Source organism: Candidatus Streptomyces philanthi, from assembly GCF_059553635.1.
The window spans coordinates 1-22,647 of sequence record NZ_JCANQV010000078.1 but is presented as its reverse complement, the minus strand read 5'-3'; the positions used below and the strand labels follow the sequence as shown (position 1 = coordinate 22,647).

Sequence of the window (22,647 nt, the reverse complement as noted above, 5' to 3'; positions counted from 1 at the left end):
CGGGGCCCGGTCGCTGTTGGCGACGGCCAGGGCGTCGTCGAACGCCGCGTCGAAATCGCCGTCGGTCATTCTGCGGGCTTCGTGGTGCCGTCGGTGCCCTCGGCGGCCCAGCGGTTGGCCAGAGCGGCGGTGCGTCCGGCCAGTTCGGTGACGTCACGGCCCTGCTGGGCGGCCGCGTAGCCGATCAGGAAGGTCGTGAGCGGGGCGGCGGGGCGGGCCACGCCGTGGGCCGCGTCCCGGGCGAGGTCGAGAAGTGCCGCCGTGTCGACATCGAGTTCGATGCCCAGTTCGGCCTTGACTGCGGTGATCCATTCATCCAACACGTTGCCATGCTCCCTGATCCGTGCGCGGGCGGCGCCGAGGTCCTCCCAGGTGTCGCAGTCGAAGGACGCACCGGGCGGAGCGTCCCCGACCCGTTCGACCGCCAGCCGGGTGAGCAGCGCCCGCAGCGGCAGCCCCGCCAGGGCGCCCCGCTCGGCGCGCAGCCTGACCAGTTCCCGGCGCAGCGCCCCGGCGCGGTAGGCGGCCACCAGCGGCTGGTCGCGGCCGTCCGCGTCCCGCAGCACGGCGGCGTCCACCCGGGTGCCGGAGGCCGGGCGGGCGACCCGGTCCAGCAGGACGCGGACGGTCGCCGACGTGAGGAAGGGGAGGTCGGCGGAGAGGACGAGGACCACGGGGGCGGTGGTGTGCCGCAGCCCGGCGTCCAGGGCGGCGAGCGGTCCGCCGCCGGGCGGGTCCTCGCGGGTGTGCACGACGGGGCGGGCCGAGGGCCGGACGGGTCCCACGACGACGGTGCGCGTCGCGCCCGAGCAGGCGGCGAGCACGCGGTCCAGGAGGGAGCGGCCCCCGACCGGCAGTGCGGGCTTGTCCGCGCCGCCGAGCCGACGTGCCGCGCCTCCGGCCAGCACGATGGCGTCGTGGTCGGTGTGGTCGCTCACCTCTTGAGTATCACCAAGAACGCGGCGCGCACGCCGGTGCCGCCACGGGCCTGGCGACACCGGCGTGCGCGCGGTGGCCGCGTCAGAGGGTGCGCAGCAGTACCGCGGGGTGTTCCACGCAGTCGGCGACGTAGCGGAGGAAGCCGCCGGCCGTGCCGCCGTCGCACACCCGGTGATCGAAGGTGAACGAGAGCTGGACGACCTGCCGTACGGCCAACTCGCCCTCGTGCACCCAGGGTTTGGCGGCGATCCGGCCGACGCCCAGCATGGCCGCCTCGGGGTGGTTGAGGATCGGTGTGGAGCCGTCGACGCCGAAGACGCCGTAGTTGTTGAGGGTGAACGTGCCCCGTGTCAGGTCGGCGGGGGACAGTCCGCCGGCGCGGGCGGTGTCGGTGAGCCGGGTCATCTCGGCGGACAGGTCCTCGACGGTGCGGGTGTGCGCGTCCCGGACCACCGGGACCACCAGACCGCGGTCGGTCTGCGCCGCGAAGCCGAGGTGGACGGCGGGCAGCCGGACGATCTCCCGCGTCGCGGTGTCGACGGTCGCGTTCAGCTCGGGGAAGCGCGCCAGCGCGGCCGTGCAGACGCGGGCGAGCAGGGCGAGCAGCGACACCTTGGGCGCGCCGGGGGTGTTCATCGCCCGGCGGGCGGCGAGGAGTTCGGTGGCGTCCGCGTCGACCCAGCAGGTCGCGTCCGGTATCTCCCGGCGGCTGCGGCTGAACTTCTCGGCGGCGGCACCGCGCATCCCCCGCAGCGGTACGCGTTCCTCCCCCGGGGTGACGACGCGGGCCGTCGTGGCGGGGGCCGCCTCACGGGCCCGCAGGGCGCGTTCAACGTCCGCGCGCAGGATCAGTCCGTCGCGGCCGGTGCCGGTGAGGGAGGTCAGGTCGAGCCCGGCCTCCCGGGCCATCCGGCGCACCAGCGGCGATATGACGGGCACCGTACGGGAGCCGCCGGCCGGCGCGGGGACGTCCGCCTCGCGGGGCGCGGCCGGGCGTGCGTCACCGGGGAGGACCCGGCGGCGGCGTGCCACGGGGGTGCTCGTGCCGTAGCCGACGAGGACATTGCCCGAGCCCTCGTCCTCGGGGGCCGCCTCGGCGGGCGGCGCGGCGGCCGCCGCCTCCTCCCCCACGGCGACGGTCAGCAGCGGGGCGCCCACGGGAAGGTCGGTGCCCTCCTCCCCGCAGCGCGCGGTGACCACGCCGCCGTACGGGCAGGGCACCTCGACCATGGCCTTGGCGGTCTCGACCTCGACCACGGGCTGGTCGACGGCCACGACGTCGCCGACCTCCACCAGCCAGTGCACGATGGTGGCCTCGGTGAGGCCCTCGCCCAGGTCGGGCAGGGTGAACTCGCGGACCACGGCCATCACTGCCCCCTCCCCTCGGTCCAGTCCGCCTCCCACTGGAGCCGGGCGACGGTGTCCAGGATGCGGTCCACACCAGGGAGATGATGCCGTTCCAGCATCGGCGGCGGGTAGGGGACGTCGAATCCGGCCACCCTCAGCACCGGCGCCTCCAAGTGGTGGAAGCAGCGTTCCGTGACGCGTGCGGCGATCTCGCCGCCGGGGCCGCCGAACCCGTGGGACTCGTGGACGACGACGGCCCGGCCGGTGCGCCGTACGGAGGCGCAGACGGTCTCGTCGTCGAACGGCATCAGCGAGCGCAGGTCGACGACCTCCAGGTCCCGGCCCTCGGCGCGGGCCGCCTCGGCGGCCTCCAGGCAGACCGGGAGCGACGGGCCGTAGGTGATCAGTGTGGCGTCGGTGCCGCGGCGCCTGATCTCGGCGCGGCCCAGCGGGGCGACCGGCTCGGGCGCCTCGGGGGACCAGTCGGCCTTGGACCAGTAGAGCCGCTTGGGTTCGAGGAAAACGACCGGGTCGTCGGAGGCGATGGCGGCCCGCAGCAGCCCGTAGGCGTCGGCGACCGTCGCCGGGGTGACCACCTGGATGCCGGGCGTGGCCAGGTAGTACGCCTCGGAGGAGTCGCTGTGGTGCTCGACGCCGCCGATGCCGCCGCCGTAGGGGATGCGGATCGTCAGCGGCATCGGCATCGTGCCGCGGGTGCGGTTGCGCATCTTGGCGACATGGCTGACCAGCTGCTCGAACGCGGGGTAGGCGAACGCGTCGAACTGCATCTCGACGACCGGCCGCAGCCCGTACATCGCCATGCCGACGGCGGTGCCGAGGATGCCGGCCTCGGCGAGCGGGGTGTCGCCGCACCGGTCCTCGCCGAAGTCCTTCTGGAGCCCGTCGGTGACGCGGAAGACGCCGCCGAGGGTGCCGACGTCCTCGCCCATCACATGGACGGCGGGGTCCTCGGCCATGGCGTCGTGCAGGGCGCGGGTCAGGGCCTGCGCCATGGTGGCGGGCCTGCGGGCGGTCGCCGGGGCGGTCGTGGTCATGGCCGGGCCTCCTGGGCGGGCTCGTCGGCGCCTTCCGCGGCGGCGAGTTCGGCGCGCAACCGCTCCGCCTGGGCGCGCAGTTGGCCGGTCTGCTCCGCGTAGACGTGGCTGAACAGGTCCATCGGGTCGAGTACGGGGTCCTCGTTCATCCGCCGGCGCAGGTCGGCGGCCATCTCCTCGGCGCCGTCCCGGGTGGCGGCGGCGAAGTCCGCGGTGAGCAGTCCCCGGCCGTCCAGCTCCCGCTCCAGGAGGGCTATCGGGTCGTGCGCCCGCCATGCCTCGACCTCGGCGTCGGTGCGGTAGCGGGTGGCGTCGTCGGCGTTGGTGTGCGCCTCGACGCGGTAGGTGACGGCCTCGACGAGGGTGGGGCCGCCGCCGGCGCGGGCCCGCTCCACGGCCTCGGTGAGGACCTCGTGGACGGCGGGGGCGTCGTTGCCGTCGACCAGGCGGCCGGGCATGCCGTAGCCGACGGCCTTGTGGGCGAGGGAGGGCGCCGCGGTCTGCTTCGACAGCGGTACGGAGATCGCGAAGCCGTTGTTCTGGACGAGGAAGACCACCGGGGCCTGCCAGACGGCCGCGAAGTTCAGCGCCTCGTGGAAGTCGCCCTCGCTGGTGCCGCCGTCGCCGACCAGGGCGAGGGCCACCACGTCGTCGCCCTTGAGGCGGGCGGCGCGGGCGAGACCCACGGCGTGCGGCAGCTGGGTGGCGAGGGGGGTGGACAGGGGGGCGACGCGGTGCGCGTGGGGGTCGTAGCCGGTGTGCCAGTCGCCGCGCAGAAGGGTCAGGGTCTCGACGGGGTCGAGACCGCGGGCGACGGCGGCGAGGGTGTCGCGATAGCTGGGAAAGAGCCAATCCTGGTCCTTGAGGGCCAGTGCGGCGGCGACCTGGCACGCCTCCTGCCCGGTGGACGAGGGGTAGACCGCGAGCCGGCCCTGCCGGGTGAGCGCGGTGGCCTGGGTGTTGTAGCGGCGGCCGCGCACCAGCTGGACGTAGAGCCTCTTCAGCAGCTCGGTGCCGACGCGGGGGGCGGCGTTCGTGCCCAGGACGCGGTACGGCTCGGCGTCGGGCAGCAGCGGCGCCGGATCGACGCGCGGGCGCCAGGCCGGCGGCGGACCGGACGGACCGCCCGGGTTCTGGCTGCTTCCGGGCTGCTCAAGGACCGTCATGACGGGCACCTCCTCGTGCCGGGGAGTGGCGCGAAGCGCCTCATGGGGGTGGAGTGCGGGCAACGGATGGGCAGGATGCACAAGGGCCGGGCGGGGTACGCCCTCCCTACCGATTGTTCGGTCGCTGGCACATTTTGGCTACAGGCGCACTCGGCCTGTGGACAAACGGTTCTCCACAGCTTCAGATGACGACAGGGTGTCCACCAAGGGGAGGCGGGACCATATGCCGGACGAACAGATGGCCAATTCCGGCGGGCCATCACCGTACGTATCCACCCCGCCCGTCCGCCCGCTGGACGCCATCGACCGCGCGATACTGCGCATGCTCCAGACCGACGGACGCGCCTCGGTGCGCTCCGTCGCCGAACGGGTCCATGTCTCGCGGGCCAACGCCTACGCGCGGATCAACCGGTTGATCGACGACGGTGTCATCCGCGGGTTCAGCGCCCGCGTCGACCAGGAACGGGCGGGCCAGGGCGCGTCCGCCTACATCACGCTGAAGATCGTGCAGAACTCCTGGCGGACGGTGCGCGAGCAGCTCACCGCGCTCCCGGGGGCCGCGCACATCGCCCTGGTCAGCGGCGATTTCGACGTGCTGCTGCTGGTGCACGCCAAGGACAACCGGGAGCTGCGGGAGCTGGTCCTCACCCGTATCCAGGCGATACCCGAGGTGCTCAGCACCCGGACGCTGCTGGTGTTCGAGGAGACCGGGGTCGGGCCGCAGCCGCAGTGACGCCGGGCGGGCCCCGCCGTTCCGGGGCCCGCGCGCCGGTCAGGTGGTGCGCAGCCCCGCGAAGGCGGTACGGATCACGGCCTCGGCGACCTCGTCCCGGCCGGCCGAGCCGCCGCGCCCGGGGCGGTACCACTCCACAATCGAGTTGATCATGCCGAAGAGGAGCCGGGTGGCGAGCCGGACATCGACGTCGGACCGCAGGTCACCGGCGGCCGCCGCCTCCTTGAGCAGCTCGGCGACCCGGTGGTCGAAGTCGCGGCGGCGCTCCATGGCCCAGCGCTCGGTGTCGGTGTTGCCGCGCACCCGCAGCAGCAGGGTGACGTAGGGCAGCTCGTCCATCAGGACCTCGGCCTCGCGACGGGTGACGTACTCCAGCCGCTCGATCGCCCGCCCCTCGCGCGCCCCGGGCTCGTCCAGCACCCCGAACAGGCCGTCCAGCGCACGGCTTATGGCACGGCGCAGCAGTTCTTCCTTGCTGCGGACGTGGTGGTAGATCGAGGACTTGGAGATGCCCGCCGCCCGGGAGAGGTGCTCCATGGACGTGCCGTCGTATCCGCGCTCGTTGAACACCTCGACGGCGACCGCGAGCAGCGAATCCGGCGTGTAGGTGTCGCGCTTGGCCATGGTCATGATTACAGCACCTGTTCGCCGCGGAGCGCACGGCGCCGCAGGGCCCAGGACGGCGCGTACCGTCCCGTGGGGTGGTGGCGGTGCACGGCGTCGAGCACGTCGCACAGCCAGCGGGCCCCCAGCCGTTCGGCCCATTCCAGCGGGCCGCCGGGGTAGTTCACCCCCAGGCGCATGGCCGTGTCGATGTCCTGGGGGGTGGCGATGGAGCGGGCCGCCGCGTCCACGGCGATATCGGTGATCATCGCGACGGTCCGGGCGACGATCATGCCGGGGACGTCGTCGATCACCCCGACCTGCTTGCCGAGCGCCTGGAAGAACCCGGCGGCCTCCTCGACCCGCGACGGGGCGGCGGTGTCCGGGGCGGCGAGGGTGATCCGGGTCGCGGCCCGGTAGTCGAGCGAGAGGTCGAAGCGTACGGCGCCGTCCTCCGACCCGGTCGCCGGACGCCCGTCGGTGAGGGCGAGGCGCGTCCCTCCGGGGAGCAGCAGGAAACCGGGCTCCCCCGGGGCCGGCCGGCGGGTCAGCGTGATCCCCGCCTCCTCGACCAGATCGGGCAGGACGGCGGCGGGGGCCGGCAGGGTGCCGTAGAGGGTGACGAGCGCGGGGGCGGGGCCGGGGGCCGCGGTGTGCGGGGCGGGCCGGGCCGCGCCCTCGGAGTGGTCGAACCAGCCGCGGCCGGTCTTGCGCCCGTGCAGCCCGGACTCCACCAGGCGCCGCTGCGCCAGGGAGGGCGCGAACTTCGGGTCCTGGAAGAGAGCCGTCCACACGGAGCGCGTCACCGCCTCGTTGACGTCCTGGCCGATCAGGTCGGTGAGCTCGAAGGGGCCCATCCGGAAGCCGGAGCCGTCGCGCAGCGCGGCGTCGAGGGTGGCCGGGTCGGCGGTGCGCTCCTCGTGGGCGCGCAGCGCCTCGGCGTAGAAGGGGCGGGCGACGCGGTTGACGATGAAGCCGGGGGTGTCGGCGCAGCGCACCGGGGTCTTGCCCCAGGCGGCGGCGGTCGCGTGCGCGATGTCCGCGGCCCGTTCGTCGGTCGCGGAGCCGCTGATCACCTCGACGAGCGGCAGCAGCGGCGCCGGGTTGAAGAAGTGCAGGCCCACGCAGCGGCCGGGGCGGCGCAGCGGGCCGGCGACGGCGGTGACGGAGAGGGAGGAGGTGTTGGTGGCGAGGAGGCAGTCGTCGCCGACGATGTCCTCCAGGGCGGTGAACAGCTCCTGTTTGGCCGAAACCCGCTCCACGATCGCCTCGACGACCAGGGCGGCGTCGGCGAGATCGGTGAGCGTTTCGGCGGCGTGCAGGCGGTCGCGGGCGGCGTCCCGTTCGGCCTCCGTGATCCGGCCCTTGCCGGCGAGCCGATCCAGCCGTTTCCCGATCGCGCCGGCGGCCTCGACGGCGCGCCCCGGAAGCGCGTCGTAAAGGCGTACGCGGTGTCCCGCCACCAGGGCGACCTGCGCGATTCCCTGTCCCATCGTGCCCGTGCCCACCACTGCCACGGTGCTGCCGGTCCCGATAGCCGTCATAGCGACTGAACCCTCCCCGACGGAGTTATCCACAGGTGTGCCGGACCCTCTTGCCCCGACCGATCGTTCGGTTACTCTAACTCCGTCAGTGTGTCCCTCCCAGTCCGCCCGTCCCCTTCGCCCACCCCGCATCCGTTTCCCGCCCGGTTCGACGAGGAGTTGGTCATCGATGGCCGCCGACATGACCGCAGCGCAATTGATCGAGAAGCACCGCCCGACCCTCGATCAGGCCCTGGAGGCGATCCGCACCCGCGCCTACTGGTCCCCGCACCCGGAGCACCCCAAGGCGTACGGCGAGACCGCGGCGCCCGACGGCCTGGCCGCCTTCGAGGCGCTCCAGGGCAACCGCTTCGCGCTGGACCAGCCCGGTACGGACGACTGGGTCGGCGAGGAAGTCTCCCCGTACGGCCCCGAGTTGGGCATCACCTACCCGCACCCGGACGTGGACGTGCTGCTCCCGGCGATGCGCGCGGCGATCCCCGCCTGGCGGGACGCGGGCCCCGAGGCGCGGGCCGCGGTCTGCCTGGAGATCCTCGCCCGGATCAGCGCGCGCACCCATGAGTTCGCGCAGGCCGTGATGCACACCAGCGGCCAGGCGTTCATGATGGCGTTCCAGGCGGGCGGGCCGCACGCTCAGGACCGCGGCCTGGAGGCGGTGGCGTACGCCTACGCCGAGCAGGTGCGGGTCCCGGAGCAGGCCCCCTGGTCCAAGCCGCAGGGCAAGCGCGATCCGCTGGAGCTGACCAAGTCGTTCACGGCCGTGCCGCGCGGTGTCGCCCTGATGATCGGCTGCAACACCTTCCCCACCTGGAACGGCTACCCGGGCCTGTTCGCCTCCCTGGCCACCGGCAACCCGGTCCTGGTCAAGCCGCACCCGCGGGCCGTGCTGCCGCTGGCGCTCACCGTCCGCGTCGCCCGTGAGGTGCTGGCCGAGGCCGGCTTCCCCGCCGACCTGGTCTGCCTGGCGGTGGACCGCCCCGGTGAGGGCCTGGCCAAGACGCTGGCCGTCCGCCCCGAGGTCCGCGTGATCGACTACACCGGCTCCACCGCCTTCGGCGACTGGCTGGAGACCCATGCCCGCCAGGCGCAGGTCTTCACGGAGAAGGCCGGCGTCAACACCGTCGTCATCGAGTCGACGGACGACTACAAGGGCATGCTCGGCAATCTGGCGTTCTCCCTCTCGCTCTACAGCGGCCAGATGTGCACCACCCCGCAGAACCTCCTCGTCCCCCGGGACGGCATCACCACGGACGCGGGCCCCAAGTCGTACGACGAGGTGGTGAGCGACCTCGCGACCGCGGTCGACAAGCTGCTCGGCGACGACGCGCGGGCCAACGCGCTGCTGGGCGCGATCGTCAACCCGCAGGTCAAGGAGCGGATCGAGAAGGCCGCCGGGCTGGGCGAGGTGGCCCTCGCCTCCCGTACGGTCGCCCACCCCGAGTTCCCCGGCGCGACGGTGCGCACCCCGCTGATCGTCAAGCTGGACGCCGCCGACCCGGACGCCGCGGCGGCCTACCGCTCGGAGTGCTTCGGCCCGGTGTCCTTCGCCGTCGCCGTCGGCTCGGCGGACGAGGCGCTGGAGCTGCTACGGGAGACGGTCCGCGAGCAGGGCGCCATGACGGTCGGCGCGTACACCACCTCGCCCGAGGTGGAGGCGAAGGTGCGGGACGTCTGCCTGGAGGAGTGCGCGCAGCTGTCGCTCAACCTCACCGGCGGGGTCTATGTGAACCAGACCGCGGCGTTCTCCGACTTCCACGGCTCGGGCGGCAACCCGGCGGCCAACGCGGCGCTGTGCGACGGCGCCTTCGTGGCGAGCCGCTTCCGCACGGTGGAGGTGCGCCGGCCCGCGTGAGGCGGGGCGTACGGGGCCCGGTGGGAGCCGCCCCACCGGGCTCTGCCACCGCGCTCCCGCCGTCCTTCCGGAGGGCGGGAGCCACGGGGCCTACCCCTCGATACGGGCGTGGCGGGCGATCCAGGAGTGCATGGCGATGGCGGCCGCGGCCCCCGCGTTGATCGAGCGGGTCGAGCCGAACTGCGCGATCGAGCACACCACCGACGCGTGACGGCGCGCCTCCTCGGACAGTCCCGGCCCCTCCTGGCCGAACAGCAGCACACAGCGGCGCGGCAGCGCGGTCGTCTCCAGCGGCACGGCGCCGGGGAGGTTGTCGATCCCGATGATCGGCAGCCGCTCCCCGGCGGCCCAGGAGGTCAGCGCCTCGGTGTCGGGGTGGTGGCGCAGATGCTGGTAGCGGTCGGTCACCATGGCGCCGCGCCGGTTCCAGCGGCGGCGGCCGACGATGTGGACCTCCTTGGCCAGGAAGGCGTTGGCGGTCCGCACCACGGAGCCGATGTTGAAGTCGTGGCCCCAGTTCTCGACGGCCACATGGAAGTCGTGGCGCCGGGTGTCGAGGTCGGCGACGATCGCCTCGCGCGTCCAGTAGCGGTAGGGGTCGACGACATTGCGCCGGTCGCCGTGGGCGAGCAGCTCCGGGTCGTAGTGCTCGCCGTCGGGCCACGGCAGCGGGTGCGGTCCCACGCCGACCTCGTCGCCGTAGCCCTCGTCGTACTGGGCGGGCACGTCCGGTGCTGTTGTCTCGCTGCTCACCCCACGAGCGTAGGGCCACCGCCGGCGTCCGGCGCACGGGCCCCGGTGGCCTCCGCCTCCCCGGTGCCGCGGCGGGTCAGCCGCCTGCCCCACGCGCCCAGCCGTCCCGAGAACCAGGTCAGGGCGACCGTCGGCAGGAACACCGCGTCCGCCGTGACCATCGCCAGCGAGAAGATCGGCAACCCGAGCAGGAACGCGATCGACAGGTGCTCGCAGATCATCACGACCAGCAGCACGTTCTTGACGCGGCGGTTGAACAGGGTGAACGGGAAGGCGACCTGGGCGATCACCGTGCCGTAGGTGATCAGCATGACGATCAGCCCGCTGCTGCCGAGCAGCTCGGACAGCTGCGGCCAGGGCGAGAAGTAGTCCAGGTGCATCGGGTAATAGACCGCGGTGCCGTCCTGCCAGCGCGAACCCTGGACCTTGTACCAGCCGGCCGTCGCGTAGATCAGGCAGACCTCGACGACGATCACCAGCAGGGCGCCGTTGTGCAGGAGCTTCACCACGGCGTCGGCGACGGCGCGCGGCTCCCCGGGACAGTGGCGGTTCACCACCCACCACACGCCGTGCGCGCCCCACAGGATCCACAGCGCGAGGTTCCAGCCGACGCCGGGGAACGGGCCGTTCTCGAACCAGTGCAGACCGTAGCGGCCGAGCAGCTGGGCCGTGGCCAGCGCGAGCCCGAGGACGGTCCACAGCACCACACCGGCCACATCGCGGCCGGGGCCCTCGTCCGCGGCACGCCGCCGCGCGCGGCGCGCGTCGAGCGACCAGACCTGGCCGCACCGGGTGAGCACCAGGTACATCGACATCAGGTGGAGGACGTTGTCGCCGCCGTCCCCGACGAAGATGCTGCGGTTCTGGAGCGAGATCACGCCGAGCATGAACAGCACCGACATGGTGCGGGTGCGCCAGCCCACCAGCAGCAGCGCGCTCGCGGCCACCGCCAGCGCGTAGACGCACTCGAACCAGAAGCGGCCGTCGGACCACAGCAGGACGGAGAAGGCGTGGTTGTCGGCCATCAGGCGGCGCGCCAGGTCCATGCTCCAGGGCCCGTCCGGCCCGTAGAGGGTGGCGCGGTGCGGCCATTCGCGGAGCAGGAACAGCAGCCAGGTGGCCGAGAATCCGATGCGGATCACGGCGGTCTGGTACGGGGCCAGGGCCCGGCCGGTGACCTGGCGGAAGCCCCGTCCTACGAGGCGTTCCAGGCGGGTCTCCCGGTAGCCGCCCGGGGGCGCCGCGGGCCGTTCGGGGGCCTCGTCGCGCGGCGGGCGCTGGCCGGGGACGGAGGTTTCCTGGGTGTGCGGCGTGGTCACTGGTGTGTCCCCTCGGGCAGATCGGCCGCGGTGACCGGCCACCAGGGCAGCACGCGGTACACGGGCTTGTCGCTGATCTTCTCGTTGCTCCACGGCGGCGGGGGGACCGCCGTCACACACGAGCGGACCTGAATCCTTTCGACCCGGTCGCCGCCGCCCCACTCCGCGCCCATCCGCTGCATCACGATGCGGCGGAGGTAGCGCTCGGAGAGATCACCGCGCATGCCGGTGGGGCGGTCCTCGGTGGTGTGGGAGCCGAAGTAGAACTCCCAGCCACGGCGCAGCTGGTTCTGCTGGGTGTGGCTGGGCGCCGGGTTGTGGAGGACGGCCTGCCCGTCGCGGGCGGTGAGGTCGGTCCAGCCCGTGGTGCGGGTGGCGCCGCCGTCGGTCCGTACCACCGCGCGGACCTGGACCGCGATGTTCTGCTGGAGGGGGTTGGGCGCGAACAGCTTCCAGTTCTGCTCGTACTCGGGGTTGATGTAGGCGCCGATCCGTTCGCCCTGTGCCTTGCTCAGCGTGTTCGCCGGCGCGACGTGCAGGAACACCATGCCCAGATGGATCGCGACGGCGAGGGCGACGGCACAGGCCGCCACGCCGACGATGAACCGTGAGGGCGACGAGAGCGCGGACACCGGCCGCGATTCGTCCCCGTATGACTGCATTCCCGCCCCGTTCCCCGCGTCCTGTTCCGCCGACTCCGCCACGGCACCGTACCCATGCGCCACCACCGGGCACATCCCGACCACCCTTCCCGGTCGTTTCTCCGCCGTTGTCCACAGGCTTGACACCCGACCGTGGCTCACCCACGATTGAACCGAACGATCGGTCGGTCGGGAGCGAAGGGGCTGTAGATGACGACGATCGCGCCGGACGAACCGGCACTGGAGGCGCTGTTCGAGGCGACCGTCGCGGCGGACGAACGCGTGGAACCGCGCGACTGGATGCCCGACGGCTACCGCTCGACACTGGTCCGGCAGATCGCCCAGCACGCCCACTCCGAGATCATCGGAATGCAGCCGGAGGCGAACTGGATCACCCGCGCGCCGTCACTGCGCCGCAAGGCGATCCTGATGGCCAAGGTCCAGGACGAGGCGGGCCACGGCCTGTACCTCTACAGCGCCGCCGAAACCCTCGGCGTCAGCCGCGACGAACTCCTCGACAAGCTGCACTCCGGCCGCCAGAAGTACTCCTCGATCTTCAACTACCCCACCCTGACCTGGGCCGACGTCGGCGCCATCGGCTGGCTGGTCGACGGCGCCGCGATCACCAACCAGGTCCCGCTCTGCCGCTGCTCGTACGGCCCCTACGCCCGCGCGATGGTGCGCGTCTGCAAGGAGGAGTCGTTCCACCAGCGGCAGGGCTACGAGCTGCTGCTGGCGCTGAGCCGGGGCACAAAGGCCCAGCACGCCATGGCGCAGGACGCGGTCGACCGCTGGTGGTGGCCGTCGCTGATGATGTTCGGCCCGCCCGACGACGAGTCGGCGCACTCCGCGCAGTCCATGGCCTGGAAGATCAAGCGGCACTCCAACGACGAACTGCGCCAGCGCTTCGTGGACATCTGCGTCCCCCAGGCCGAGTCGCTCGGGCTCACCCTGCCCGACCCCGACCTGACCTGGAACGAGGAGAGCGGCCACTGGGACTTCGGCCCGATCGACTGGTCCGAGTTCCGCGAGGTGATCAAGGGCAACGGGCCCTGCAACGAGCAACGGCTCACCCGCCGCCGCCGGGCCCACGAGGACGGCGCCTGGGTGCGCGAGGCAGCCGCCGCGCACGCGGCCAAGCACGGGAAGGCGACCCGATGACCGCACACCCCGCCGACACGGCCACCGCGCCGGCCGACTGGCCGCTGTGGGAGGTGTTCGTCCGCAGCCGCCGCGGCCTGTCGCACACCCACGCCGGCAGCCTGCACGCGCCGGACGCCGCGATGGCGCTGCGCAACGCCCGCGACCTGTACACCCGGCGCTCCGAGGGCGTCTCGATCTGGGTGGTCCCCTCCGCCGCCGTCACCGCCTCCTCCCCGGACGAGAAGGACGCGTTCTTCGAGCCCGCGGGCGACAAGCCCTACCGCCACCCGACGTTCTACGAGATCCCGGACGGGGTGCAGCACCTTTGACGAACACCACCCTCACCCCGGCCCTGGTCCTCGGCGACGACGCCCTGGTCCTCTCCCACCGCCTCGGCGAATGGGCGGGCAACGCCCCCGTCCTGGAGGAGGAGGTCGCGCTGGCCAACATCGCCCTCGACCTCCTCGGCCAGGCCCGCGTCCTGCTCTCCCTCGCGGGCGACGAGGACGAACTGGCCTATCTCCGCGAGGAGCGGCAGTTCCGCAACCTCCAGCTCGTCGAGCAGCCCAACGGCGACTTCGCCCACACCATCGCCCGCCAGCTCTACTTCTCCGCGTACCAGCACCTCCTCTTCGACCGTCTCGCCACCGGGGACAGCGAGGTGGCGCCGCTGGCCGCCAAGGCGGTCAAGGAGACCGCCTACCACCTCGACCACGCCGAGCAGTGGACGCTGCGGCTGGGCGACGGCACACAGGAGAGCCACCGCCGGATGCAGGACGCCCTGGACGCCCTCTGGCGTTTCACCGGCGAACTCACCGACCCCGTGGAGGGGTTGGACGCCCCCTGGGACGCCCTCCACGACACCTGGAAGGCCCGCGTCGGCGACGTCCTGGAACGCGCCACCCTCACCCTCCCCACCGGCCCCCGGCGCGACGCCTGGACCGCGGGCGGCGGACGGCAGGGCCTGCACACCGAACCGTTCGGGCGGATGCTCGCCGAGATGCAGCATCTGCACCGCAGCCACCCGGGGGCGGCATGGTGACCACCACCCCCCTCGAAGCGGAACTGCGCGCCCTGGCCGGCGCCGTCCCCGACCCCGAGCTGCCCGTCGTCAGCCTCGCCGAACTGGGCATACTGCGCGACGTACGGCTGACCGCCCCCGGGCGGGTCGAGGTGGACCTCACCCCCACCTACACCGGCTGCCCCGCCGTCGAGGCGATGTCCGCGGACATCGAGCGGGTGCTGCACAAGCACGGCATACCGGAGGTCGAGGTCCGTACGGTCCTCAGCCCGCCGTGGAGCACCGACGCGATCACCGCCGAGGGCCGGCGGAAACTGGCCGAGTTCGGTGTCGCCCCGCCGCGCCCGTCCGGGCCCGCGGGCGGCCCGGTGGCCGTCGCTCTCGCGATCCGCTGCCCGCACTGCGGCTCCACCGACACCACCCTGCTCAGCCGCTTCTCCTCCACCGCCTGCAAGGCACTGCGCCGCTGCGAGTCCTGCCGCGAACCCTTCGACCACTTCAAGGAGTTGTGATGTTCCACCCGCTCCGGGTCTCGGAGGTCGAGCGGCTCACGGACGACGCGGTGGCCGTCACCTTCGCCGTCCCCCCGCACCTGCGCGAGGTCTTCCGGCACACCCCCGGCCAGCACATCGCGCTGCGCCGCACGGTGGACGGCCAGGAGATCCGCCGTACGTACTCGATCTGCACCCCGGCCACCGACGAGCCGGTGCTGCGGGTGGGCATCCGCTACGTCGAGAACGGCGCGTTCTCGGCGTACGCGCTCAAGGAACTCGCCGTGGGCGACACCGTCGAGGTGATGCCGCCGGCCGGCCGGTTCACCCTGGAGCCGCGCCCCGGCCGCTTCGCCGGCATCGTCGGCGGCAGCGGGATCACCCCGGTGCTGTCGATCGCCTCCACCCTGCTCGCCCGGCAGCCGGACGCCTCGTTCTGCCTGGTCCGCAGCGACCGCACGGCGGCGTCCACGATGTTCCTGGAGGAGGTCGCCGACCTCAAGGACCGCTACCCGGGCCGCTTCCAGCTGGTGCACGTCCTCTCCCGCGAGGAGCAGCAGGCCGGACTGCCCTCCGGACGGCTGGACGAGGAGCGGCTGCGCTCCCTGCTGCCCGCCCTGCTGACGGTCGGCTCCGTCGACGGCTGGTTCCTGTGCGGCCCCTACGGCCTGGTCCAGGGCGCCGAACGGGCCCTGCGCTCCCTGGACGTACCGCGCGAGCGTGTCCACGAGGAGATCTTCCACGTCGACGCGGGCGCGCCGACCGCACCGGCGGCGCCCGCCCCCGCCCACAGCGCGGTGACCGCGACCCTCGGCGGGCGCTCGGGCACCTGGCCGGTGCGGGACGGCGAGTCCCTGCTGGAGACGGTGCTGCGCAACCGCGCGGACGCGCCGTACGCCTGCAAGGGCGGGGTGTGCGGCACCTGCCGGGCGTTCCTGGTCTCCGGCGAGATACGCATGGACCGCAACTTCGCCCTGGAGGCGGAGGAAGTCGACGCGGGGTATGTGCTGGCCTGCCAGTCGCACCCCGTCACCGAGAAGGTCGAGCTGAACTTCGACCGGTGAGTCCCGGGCGGCGGCCCGTTCCCCGTACCGATCGGGCCGTCGCCGCCATTCCCCCGCACTGCAACATGTTCTATCTTGACGGTTCGTCAGATCGTGGCGCCGCGTGGGAGGACAGGGCAGTGGACTTCACCTTCAGCGAGGAGCAGCAGGCGGCCGCCGAGGCGGCGCGGGCGGTGTTCTCCGGCGTCGCGCCCGACGGCGTACCCAGCCCGGCGCTCACCCCCGGCGCCGTCGCCGAGGACTTCGACCGCGCCCTGTGGCGCACCCTCGCCCGCAGCGACCTCCTCGGCCTGCTCGGCGACCCCGCCCACGGCGGCTCGGGCCTCGACCCGATCGCCCTCTGCCTGGTGCTGCGTGAGGCCGCGAAGGTCCTGGCCCGGGTCCCGCTGCTGGAGTGCGGCGCCGCCGCGTACACCCTCACGCACCACGGCGGCGACGCGCTGCGCGCCGAGGTGCTGCCCGGCCTGGCCGACGGCCGGACGGTGGTGACGGTGGCCGCCGCCGGACGCACCGGCCACGAGCCCGCCGAACGCTCCGTACGGGCCCGCCGGGACGGCGGCGACTGGCTCCTCGACGGCGTCCAGACCGCCGTCCCCTGGGCCGCCGTCGCCGACCGCGTCCTGCTGCCCGCACACACGCCCGACGGCCGCCCGGTGCTCGCCCTGATCCCCCGCGAGTCCCCCGGCGTCCGCCTCGACGAGCAGATCTCCACCACCGGCGAGCGGCTGGCGGAGGTCACGCTGGACGCCGTACGCCTCGCCGAACGGGAGGTCATGACCGACCCCGATGCCTGGGAGCGGCTGCGGCTGCTGCTGACCACCGGGACCTGCGCGCTGGCGCTGGGCCTGGGCGAGGCCGTGCTCACCATGACCGCCGACTACACCGGCAGGCGCGAGCAGTTCGGCCATCCCCTCGCGACGTTCCAGGCCGTCGCCGTCCAGGCCGCCGACCGCTTCATCGACCTGCGCGCGATGGCCGCCACCCTGTGGCAGGCCGCCTGGCGCATCGGCACCGGCGCCCCGGGCCCGCTACCGGCCGCCGCGGACGTCGCGGTCGCCAAGATCTGGGCGGCCGAGGGGGTGCGCCGGGTCGTCCAGACCGCCCAGCACCTGCACGGCGGCTTCGGCGCCGACACCGACTACGCCCTGCACCGCTACCACGCCTGGGCCAAGCACCTGGAACTGTCCCTGGGGCCGGCCGCCGCCCACGAGGAGGCCCTGGGCGAACTCATCGCGGCGCACCCGCTGGGCTGAGCGGCCCGGGGCCGGTGCGCGGGGCGTACGCCGAGCCGGGTGGGCGTGGCTAGACGATCGCGCCCGTGCCGCCCCTGCCGTCCGAGACGGGCCGGCCGGCGGCCTCCCACGCCTGCATCCCGCCGTCGACGTTCACCGCGTCGATGCCCTGCTGGAGGAGGTACTGGGCGACCCGCGCCGAACGGCCGCCGACCCGGCACAGGACGTAGACCTTGCCGTCCTGGGGCACGGCCTCGGTCAATTCACCGAAGCGGGCGACGAGTTCGCTCATGGGGATGTGCAGCGCGCCCTCGGCGTGCCCCGCCTCCCACTCGTCGTCCTCCCGTACGTCCAGGAGGAAATCCTCGGGTGTGAGCGCGTCGACACCGACCGTGGGCAGAGAACCGAAATGCATGTCCGTGACGCTACCCGACCAGCTGCGCCAGGCGCGCCTCGCGCTCCGCTACGTCCGTGTGCAGCTTGCGGGCGATCTCCTCCAGCAGCGTGTCCGGGTCGTCCGGCGCCATCTTGAGCATCGCGCCGATCGCGCTCTCCTCCAGCTCCGCCGCGACCGCGGCCAGCATCTCCTTGCGCGCGGCCAGCCACTCCAGCCGGGCGTACAGCTCTTCGCCCTCGCCCGGCCGCTCCACCGGCACCGGCCCGGCCTCCCACTCGCGGGCCAGCTCGCCCAGCGCCGCCTCGTCGCCCGCGGCGTACGCGGCGTTGACCCGGGCGATGAACGCGTCCCGCCGGTCCCGCTCCGCGTCGTCGCGGGCCAGGTCCGGATGGGCCTTGCGGACGAGATCGCGGTACGCCCTGCGGGCCTCCTCACTGGGCCGCACCTTCCGCGGCGGGCTCACGGACTGCTCGGTGAGCATCGCCTGCGCCTCGGGGAACAGGCCCTCCGACCCGATCCAGCCGTCGAACAGCTCCTCGACGCCCGGCAGCGGCAGCACCGACGCCCGCGCCTCACGCGCCCTGCGGATGTCCTCGGGGTCGCCGGTACGGGCCGCCGTGGCCTCGGCGATCCGGGCGTCCAGCTCGTCCAGCCGCGCGTACAGGGGGCCGAGGCGCTGGTGGTGCAGCCGGGAGAAGTTGTCGACCTCCACACGGAAGGTCTCCACCGCGATCTCGAACTCGATCAGCGCCTGCTCGGCGGCGAGCACCGCCTTGGCCAGCCGCTGCGTCGCCTCGTCCGCGCCGTCCGGCTGCCCGCTCCCGGCCTCCGCCGTGGTGCCCGCCTCCTCGGGGGCGTCGGTCCGCTGCCGGTCGTTCTGCGCGTTCTCCGCATGCGAGTTCGTCACCCGGCCAGCGTACGGCCCGCCGAGCCAGGGCCCTCGATCGGCCGGGAGAGGGGCGACCCGACCGTTGGTAAATACAAGCCTCTGTCCGCGTTGTACCGTGCGACTACCTCAGAAAGGCCGTTCCGTGACCCTTCGCGACGAATCCGTCGAGATCATCCAGCAGCAGCTGACCGCCTTCGCGCGCCGCGCCCGCGCCACCGCGGCCCGCATCCACCCCGAGCTGTCGCTCGTCTCGTACACGCTGCTGGCCCACCTCGACGACCGGGGCGGCTGCCGCGCCACCGATCTCGCCGCGCACTACATGCTGGACAAGTCCACGGTCAGCCGGCAGATCACGGCCCTGGAGAAGCTGGGCTTCGTCGAGCGCCGCCTCGACCCCTCCGACCACCGCGTCCAGGTCCTCCACCCCACGGAACGGGGCGCCCAGGTCCTCGCCAACGCCATGACCAGCCGCCGCCAGGCGTTCCACGAACGGCTCGCGGACTGGGACGAGACCGAGTTGCAGCGCTTCGCCTCGTACCTGGTGCGCTACAACGAGGCGCAGGAGCGGTTCGGCTGACGGGCGCGGCGACCAACGCGTCCCTCAGCCGACGCCGCGACGCACGGCCGCGCCCGCCACACGCGCCGAGTGATCAGCACGAGCGCCCGGCCGCTTACGCGGCCCCCTCGCGCCCCACCCCCGGCGCCCGTCCCACCGCCACCGTCACCCACGCCCCCGCGGTCAGCGCGGCCGCCAGCCACAGCACGCCCGTCACGCCCCAGCCGTCCGCCGCCAGGCCCCCGGCCAGCGCTCCCAAGGCGATGGCCGCGTTGAAGACCCCGGCGAACAGCGCCGAGGCCGCCTCGCGGGCCTCGGGCGCCGCGGCCGCCAGCCAGGTCTGGGTGCCGACGGACACGCCCCCGTAGGCCAGCCCCCACACCGTCAGCGCGACCGCGGCCCCGGCCACGCCCAGACCGCCGCCCAGCGGCCGCAGCAGCACCACCGCACCCGTCAGCACCGCGCAGATCACCAGCAGCGCCGTCCTGGGGGAGCGCGCCGCGCCCGCGCCGGACGCGAAGTTGCCCACCAGACCGGCGACCCCGTAGACGAGCAGCAGCGTCCCGATCTGCGCCGTCCCCGCGCCCGACACCGTCTCCAGGACCGGCCGGACATAGGTGTACGCGGCGAAATGCCCGGTCACCAGCAGGGCGACCAACAGCAGCCCGGTCCGCACGGGCGGTACGCGGAGCAGGCCGAGCACGCCGCCCGGCCGCACCGCGCCGGAGGCCGGCAGCGACGGCAGCAGCAACGCCAGCGCGCAGCCGACCACCGCGCACACCCCCGCCATCGCTGTGAACGCCGCCCGCCAGCCGCCGATGCCGCCCAGCAGGGTGCCCGCCGGTACGCCGAGCACCGAGGCCGCGGCGACCCCGCTGAAGATCAGGGAGGTGGCGGTGGCCACCCGCCGCTGTGGCACCAGCCGTACCGCGAGCCCCGCGGCAAGCGCCCAGACACCCCCCATCCCCAGCCCCACCAGCACCCGGGCCAGCAACAGCACCACGATCCCGGGCGCCACCGCGGCCAGCAGGTTCGCCGCCACCAGCAGGGCCATCAGCCCTACCAGCACCCACCGCCGGTTCATCCGCCCCACCAGTACCGTCAGCACCGGCGCCGACACCGCCGCGACCACACCGGTGACGGTCAGCGTCAGCCCCGCCGTCCCCTCCGCGACCCCCAACTCCCCCCGGATCGGCGTCAGCAGCCCCACCGGCAGCATCTCGGACGTCACCACGGTGAACGTCGCCGCCGTGAGCGCCCCCACGGCAGGCCAGCCACCCCCGCGCTTCCTCGCCAACATGCCGCCATTTCCCGCCACTTCACGGACCGTCGTCATGCCCACCAGCCAACGCCGCGACCCGGCGGGGAACAACACCGGACTTCTCACCCTTCCATGAGCGGGACTCATCGATCCGTCGTGAAGGGACACCATGAGCGGTCTTGACCTCCGCGAACTGGAGTGCTTCCTCGTGCTCTGCGAGGAATTGCACTTCGGCCGCACCGGCGAGCGCCTGTACCTGTCGCAGAGCAGGGTCAGCCAGCTGCTGCGCTCCCTGGAGTCCCGCATCGGCGCCCGGCTCGTGGACCGCACCAGCCGCCGGGTCCGCCTCACACCCCTGGGCGAGGACTTCCGTACCGCCCTGCGCCCCGCCTACGCCGCACTGCGCGCCACCGTCGACACCACCCGCGCCGCCGCCCGCGGCATCGAGGGCACCCTCACCCTCGGCTTCCAGGGCGTCGCCGACGAACCGTTCCTGCGCGCCCTCGACATCTTCCGCGCCCGGCACCCCGGCTGCCGCACCGAACTCGTCGAGATCCCGCTCAACGACCCCTTCGGCGCGCTCCGCGCCGGCACGGTCGACCTCGCCGTCGTCCTGTTGCCCGCCGCCGAACCCGATCTCGTCCTCAGCCCGGTCTTCGCCGCCCAACCGATGACCCTCGCGCTCTCCGTACGCCATCCGCTCGCCGCCCGCACCACCCTGACCGCGGAGGACCTCGCCGACGTCCCGCTGATCGGCACCGGCCCCCCGGCGCCCGCCTACTGGCGGCGCGCCCACGCGCCCGCCACCACACCCGCGGGCCGTCCGATCCCCGCGGGCCCCTCGGTCGCCACCCTCCAGGAGGGCCTGGCGCTCGCCGCCGCCGAACGCGGCGCCATGCTGCTGTGCCGCCCCACCGCCGCGTACCACGAGCTCCGCCGCGACCTGGTGTTCCTGCCGGTGTCCGGCGTCCCCGACTCCCGGCTCGTCCTGCTCCACCACAGCGCCCGCGAGACCGCCCGCGTCCGCGCCTTCTGCCGCGCCGCGGCCGACGCGGGCTGAACCGGACCGGAACAACGCGAGACCCCCGGTCTCCGGATGAACCGGAGACCGGGGGTCTCGTTCTGTGCGCGAGGGGGGAGTTGAACCCCCACGCCCTTTCGGGCACTGGAACCTGAATCCAGCGCGTCTGCCTATTCCGCCACCCGCGCATGGGTGCTGCCGACTGATTCTCTCGCCTTCCCGGATCTTCGTCCGTTTCGGCGGGAGCGCCTTCCGACATGCAGAACACTAGCACGCCATGACGGGTGCTTTCACATGCCCTTTTCCCGGCCCGGCCCCGCACCCCGCGTCCGGGCCCCCGCGCCGGTGCCCGACCGCCCTGCCGGGGGTCCGCCGGCCCGGAACATGCAGTTCCGTCCCGCGTCCCCGTCCCGCCGTCGCGTACGCCCGGTCCGGGAAGCCCCGGCCGGTGAGAGACGGCGCCGGTTGCGGGACACTGTCTTGGGGGCACATCTACCATCGCAGTGCACACGCACGAACGAGGTGGACGGAAGCAGCGGGCAACCCTGTGAGAGGCGACACTCGTCCCTCCAGGTGGGAAAGGGGAACCAGCCGATTTCCCGACGCGTGGATACGATCAGTAAGCAGTATCAGGACGACCTGAAGAAGACTGGGGAAGGAGGTGCCCCGTGGGAGTACTGAAGCGCTTCGAGCAGCGTCTCGAAGGTCTCGTCAACGGCACCTTCGCCAAGGTGTTCAAGTCCGAGGTGCAGCCCGTCGAGATCGCCGGCGCACTACAGCGTGAGTGCGACAACAACGCCACCATCTGGAACCGCGACCGCACGGTCGTCCCCAACGACTTCATCGTCGAGCTGAGCGCCCCCGACTACGAGCGGCTCAGCCCCTACAGCGGGCAACTCGGGGAAGAGCTGTCGGGCATGGTCCGCGACTACGCCAAGCAGCAGCGCTACACCTTCATGGGCACGATCAAGGTGCACCTGGAGAAGGCCGACGACCTCGACACCGGTCTCTACCGCGTCCGCAGCCGCACCCTCGCCTCCAGCACCTCCCAGGAGCACCCGGGCCAGGCGGCGGCCGCGCAGCGCGCCCCGGCCGGGCCGCAGGGCGGCTACACCGGCGGCGGTCACGTGAGCCCGCCCCCCATGCCCTCCACACCGCCCGGCGTCCGTCCCTCGGCACCGACCGGCGCGGGACAGTACGGGCAGACCCGCCGCTGGATCGAGATCAACGGCACCCGCCACCAGATCTCGCAGCCCACCCTCGTCCTCGGCCGCAGCACCGACGCCGACGTACGGATCGACGACCCCGGGGTCTCCCGGCGGCACTGCGAGATCCGGGTCGGCACGCCCTGCACGGTCCAGGACCTCGGTTCCACCAACGGGATCGTGGTGGACGGGCAGCACACCACCCGCGCTAATCTCCGCGACGGCTCGCGGATCGTCGTGGGCAGTACCACCATCGTTTACCGGCAAGCCGAAGGGTGAAGCGGGGGCAATGTCAGAGCTGACCCTCACGGTCATGCGGTTGGGTTTCCTCGCCGTACTGTGGCTGTTCGTCATCGTGGCCGTACAGGTCATCCGCACCGATCTCTTCGGTACCCGCGTCACCCAGCGCGGCGCC

The 22,647-nt window shown here is 73.2% G+C and carries 23 protein-coding genes, 1 tRNA gene and 1 pseudogene; 12 read left to right on the top strand and 13 right to left on the bottom strand.

Annotation, left to right across the window (positions count from 1 at the left end):
• Window positions 1–65: 65 nt before the first annotated feature.
• From AC51EU_RS12190 to pdhA, 4 genes are all read right to left on the bottom strand, one after another.
• Window positions 66–938, bottom strand: coding sequence for an NTP transferase domain-containing protein (locus tag AC51EU_RS12190; RefSeq protein WP_496266871.1), 873 nt, complete (start codon window positions 936–938; stop codon window positions 66–68).
• 82 nt (window positions 939–1,020) lie between these two features.
• Window positions 1,021–2,307, bottom strand: coding sequence for a dihydrolipoamide acetyltransferase family protein (locus AC51EU_RS12185; RefSeq protein WP_496266870.1), 1,287 nt, complete (start codon window positions 2,305–2,307; stop codon window positions 1,021–1,023).
• Window positions 2,307–3,341, bottom strand: a complete 1,035-nt coding sequence (locus tag AC51EU_RS12180) for an alpha-ketoacid dehydrogenase subunit beta (RefSeq protein WP_496266869.1) — start codon at window positions 3,339–3,341, stop codon at window positions 2,307–2,309. The genes AC51EU_RS12185 and AC51EU_RS12180 overlap by 1 nt, the downstream gene beginning before the upstream one ends.
• Window positions 3,338–4,507 (bottom strand): pyruvate dehydrogenase (acetyl-transferring) E1 component subunit alpha, encoded by a 1,170-nt coding sequence (gene pdhA / locus AC51EU_RS12175; RefSeq protein WP_496266868.1) that lies wholly within the window; start codon window positions 4,505–4,507, stop codon window positions 3,338–3,340. The genes AC51EU_RS12180 and pdhA overlap by 4 nt, the downstream gene beginning before the upstream one ends.
• 223 nt (window positions 4,508–4,730) lie before the next feature.
• Between pdhA and AC51EU_RS12170 the strand changes: the two genes are divergently transcribed.
• Complete coding sequence (locus AC51EU_RS12170; RefSeq protein WP_496266867.1) at window positions 4,731–5,240, top strand: Lrp/AsnC family transcriptional regulator; 510 nt, start codon at window positions 4,731–4,733, stop codon at window positions 5,238–5,240.
• Window positions 5,241–5,279: 39 nt separating this feature from the next.
• Here the strand turns inward: AC51EU_RS12170 and AC51EU_RS12165 are convergent, their stop codons facing one another.
• Window positions 5,280–5,870, bottom strand: a complete 591-nt coding sequence (locus AC51EU_RS12165) for a TetR/AcrR family transcriptional regulator (protein ID WP_496266866.1) — start codon at window positions 5,868–5,870, stop codon at window positions 5,280–5,282.
• Between the two features lie 2 nt (window positions 5,871–5,872).
• The gene (locus AC51EU_RS12160; protein ID WP_496266865.1) at window positions 5,873–7,387 is read right to left on the bottom strand and encodes a 3-hydroxyacyl-CoA dehydrogenase; all 1,515 of its coding nucleotides are present in this window, start codon (window positions 7,385–7,387) and stop codon (window positions 5,873–5,875) included.
• A gap of 169 nt (window positions 7,388–7,556) precedes the next feature.
• Between AC51EU_RS12160 and paaN the strand changes: the two genes are divergently transcribed.
• On the top strand, window positions 7,557–9,239 hold the full coding sequence (paaN, locus tag AC51EU_RS12155) for a phenylacetic acid degradation protein PaaN (protein ID WP_496266863.1): 1,683 nt from the start codon (window positions 7,557–7,559) through the stop codon (window positions 9,237–9,239).
• A 90-nt stretch (window positions 9,240–9,329) separates the two neighbouring features.
• Here the strand turns inward: paaN and AC51EU_RS12150 are convergent, their stop codons facing one another.
• Genes AC51EU_RS12150 through AC51EU_RS12140 form a run of 3 tightly spaced genes read right to left on the bottom strand, consistent with a single transcriptional unit; the run spans window position 9,330 to window position 11,973 of the window.
• Complete coding sequence (locus AC51EU_RS12150) at window positions 9,330–9,992, bottom strand: TrmH family RNA methyltransferase (RefSeq protein WP_496266862.1); 663 nt, start codon at window positions 9,990–9,992, stop codon at window positions 9,330–9,332.
• The gene (locus AC51EU_RS12145) at window positions 9,989–11,311 is read right to left on the bottom strand and encodes an HTTM domain-containing protein (RefSeq protein ID WP_496266860.1); all 1,323 of its coding nucleotides are present in this window, start codon (window positions 11,309–11,311) and stop codon (window positions 9,989–9,991) included. The genes AC51EU_RS12150 and AC51EU_RS12145 overlap by 4 nt, the downstream gene beginning before the upstream one ends.
• Complete coding sequence (locus AC51EU_RS12140; RefSeq protein ID WP_496266859.1) at window positions 11,308–11,973, bottom strand: DUF5819 family protein; 666 nt, start codon at window positions 11,971–11,973, stop codon at window positions 11,308–11,310. Before AC51EU_RS12140 ends, AC51EU_RS12145 begins: the two co-directional genes overlap by 4 nt.
• Window positions 11,974–12,162: 189 nt before the next feature.
• Between AC51EU_RS12140 and paaA the strand changes: the two genes are divergently transcribed.
• From paaA to AC51EU_RS12110, 6 genes are all read left to right on the top strand, one after another.
• Window positions 12,163–13,113, top strand: a complete 951-nt coding sequence (gene paaA / locus AC51EU_RS12135) for a 1,2-phenylacetyl-CoA epoxidase subunit PaaA (protein WP_496266858.1) — start codon at window positions 12,163–12,165, stop codon at window positions 13,111–13,113.
• Window positions 13,110–13,424, top strand: coding sequence for a 1,2-phenylacetyl-CoA epoxidase subunit PaaB (paaB, locus tag AC51EU_RS12130; RefSeq protein WP_496266857.1), 315 nt, complete (start codon window positions 13,110–13,112; stop codon window positions 13,422–13,424). Before paaA ends, paaB begins: the two co-directional genes overlap by 4 nt.
• A complete protein-coding gene (gene paaC / locus AC51EU_RS12125; protein WP_496266856.1) occupies window positions 13,421–14,137 on the top strand; it encodes a 1,2-phenylacetyl-CoA epoxidase subunit PaaC in 717 nt (238 codons plus the stop codon). The genes paaB and paaC overlap by 4 nt, the downstream gene beginning before the upstream one ends.
• Window positions 14,131–14,628 (top strand): 1,2-phenylacetyl-CoA epoxidase subunit PaaD, encoded by a 498-nt coding sequence (paaD, locus tag AC51EU_RS12120; protein WP_496266855.1) that lies wholly within the window; start codon window positions 14,131–14,133, stop codon window positions 14,626–14,628. Before paaC ends, paaD begins: the two co-directional genes overlap by 7 nt.
• Entirely contained in the window at window positions 14,628–15,671 is a 1,044-nt protein-coding gene (locus tag AC51EU_RS12115; RefSeq protein ID WP_496266854.1) for a 2Fe-2S iron-sulfur cluster-binding protein, read from the top strand. The genes paaD and AC51EU_RS12115 overlap by 1 nt, the downstream gene beginning before the upstream one ends.
• A gap of 119 nt (window positions 15,672–15,790) precedes the next feature.
• Window positions 15,791–16,924, top strand: coding sequence for an acyl-CoA dehydrogenase family protein (locus AC51EU_RS12110; protein WP_496266853.1), 1,134 nt, complete (start codon window positions 15,791–15,793; stop codon window positions 16,922–16,924).
• 49 nt (window positions 16,925–16,973) lie between these two features.
• Here the strand turns inward: AC51EU_RS12110 and AC51EU_RS12105 are convergent, their stop codons facing one another.
• The gene (locus AC51EU_RS12105; RefSeq protein WP_496266852.1) at window positions 16,974–17,318 is read right to left on the bottom strand and encodes a rhodanese-like domain-containing protein; all 345 of its coding nucleotides are present in this window, start codon (window positions 17,316–17,318) and stop codon (window positions 16,974–16,976) included.
• 10 nt (window positions 17,319–17,328) lie between these two features.
• Window positions 17,329–18,207: a hypothetical protein gene (locus AC51EU_RS12100; protein ID WP_496266851.1), complete on the bottom strand. Its 879-nt coding sequence runs from the start codon at window positions 18,205–18,207 to the stop codon at window positions 17,329–17,331.
• Between the two features lie 124 nt (window positions 18,208–18,331).
• Here AC51EU_RS12100 and AC51EU_RS12095 point away from each other — a divergent pair, with 124 nt between their 5' ends.
• Complete coding sequence (locus AC51EU_RS12095) at window positions 18,332–18,766, top strand: MarR family winged helix-turn-helix transcriptional regulator (protein WP_496266849.1); 435 nt, start codon at window positions 18,332–18,334, stop codon at window positions 18,764–18,766.
• A gap of 94 nt (window positions 18,767–18,860) precedes the next feature.
• Here the strand turns inward: AC51EU_RS12095 and AC51EU_RS12090 are convergent, their stop codons facing one another.
• On the bottom strand, window positions 18,861–20,081 hold the full coding sequence (locus tag AC51EU_RS12090; protein WP_496266848.1) for an MFS transporter: 1,221 nt from the start codon (window positions 20,079–20,081) through the stop codon (window positions 18,861–18,863).
• A gap of 94 nt (window positions 20,082–20,175) precedes the next feature.
• Between AC51EU_RS12090 and AC51EU_RS12085 the strand changes: the two genes are divergently transcribed.
• Entirely contained in the window at window positions 20,176–21,066 is an 891-nt protein-coding gene (locus tag AC51EU_RS12085) for a LysR family transcriptional regulator (protein ID WP_496266847.1), read from the top strand.
• A gap of 65 nt (window positions 21,067–21,131) precedes the next feature.
• Here AC51EU_RS12085 and AC51EU_RS12080 read toward each other — a convergent pair.
• Window positions 21,132–21,215, bottom strand: a tRNA-Leu gene (locus tag AC51EU_RS12080).
• Between the two features lie 480 nt (window positions 21,216–21,695).
• On the opposite strand from AC51EU_RS12080, the gene AC51EU_RS12075 reads away from it, so the two are divergent.
• Both AC51EU_RS12075 and AC51EU_RS12070 read left to right on the top strand, forming a co-directional pair.
• Window positions 21,696–22,511, top strand: coding sequence for an FHA domain-containing protein (locus tag AC51EU_RS12075; protein WP_496266846.1), 816 nt, complete (start codon window positions 21,696–21,698; stop codon window positions 22,509–22,511).
• Window positions 22,512–22,521: 10 nt separating this feature from the next.
• Window positions 22,522–22,647: pseudogene (locus tag AC51EU_RS12070) on the top strand (FHA domain-containing protein); the annotation flags it as partial.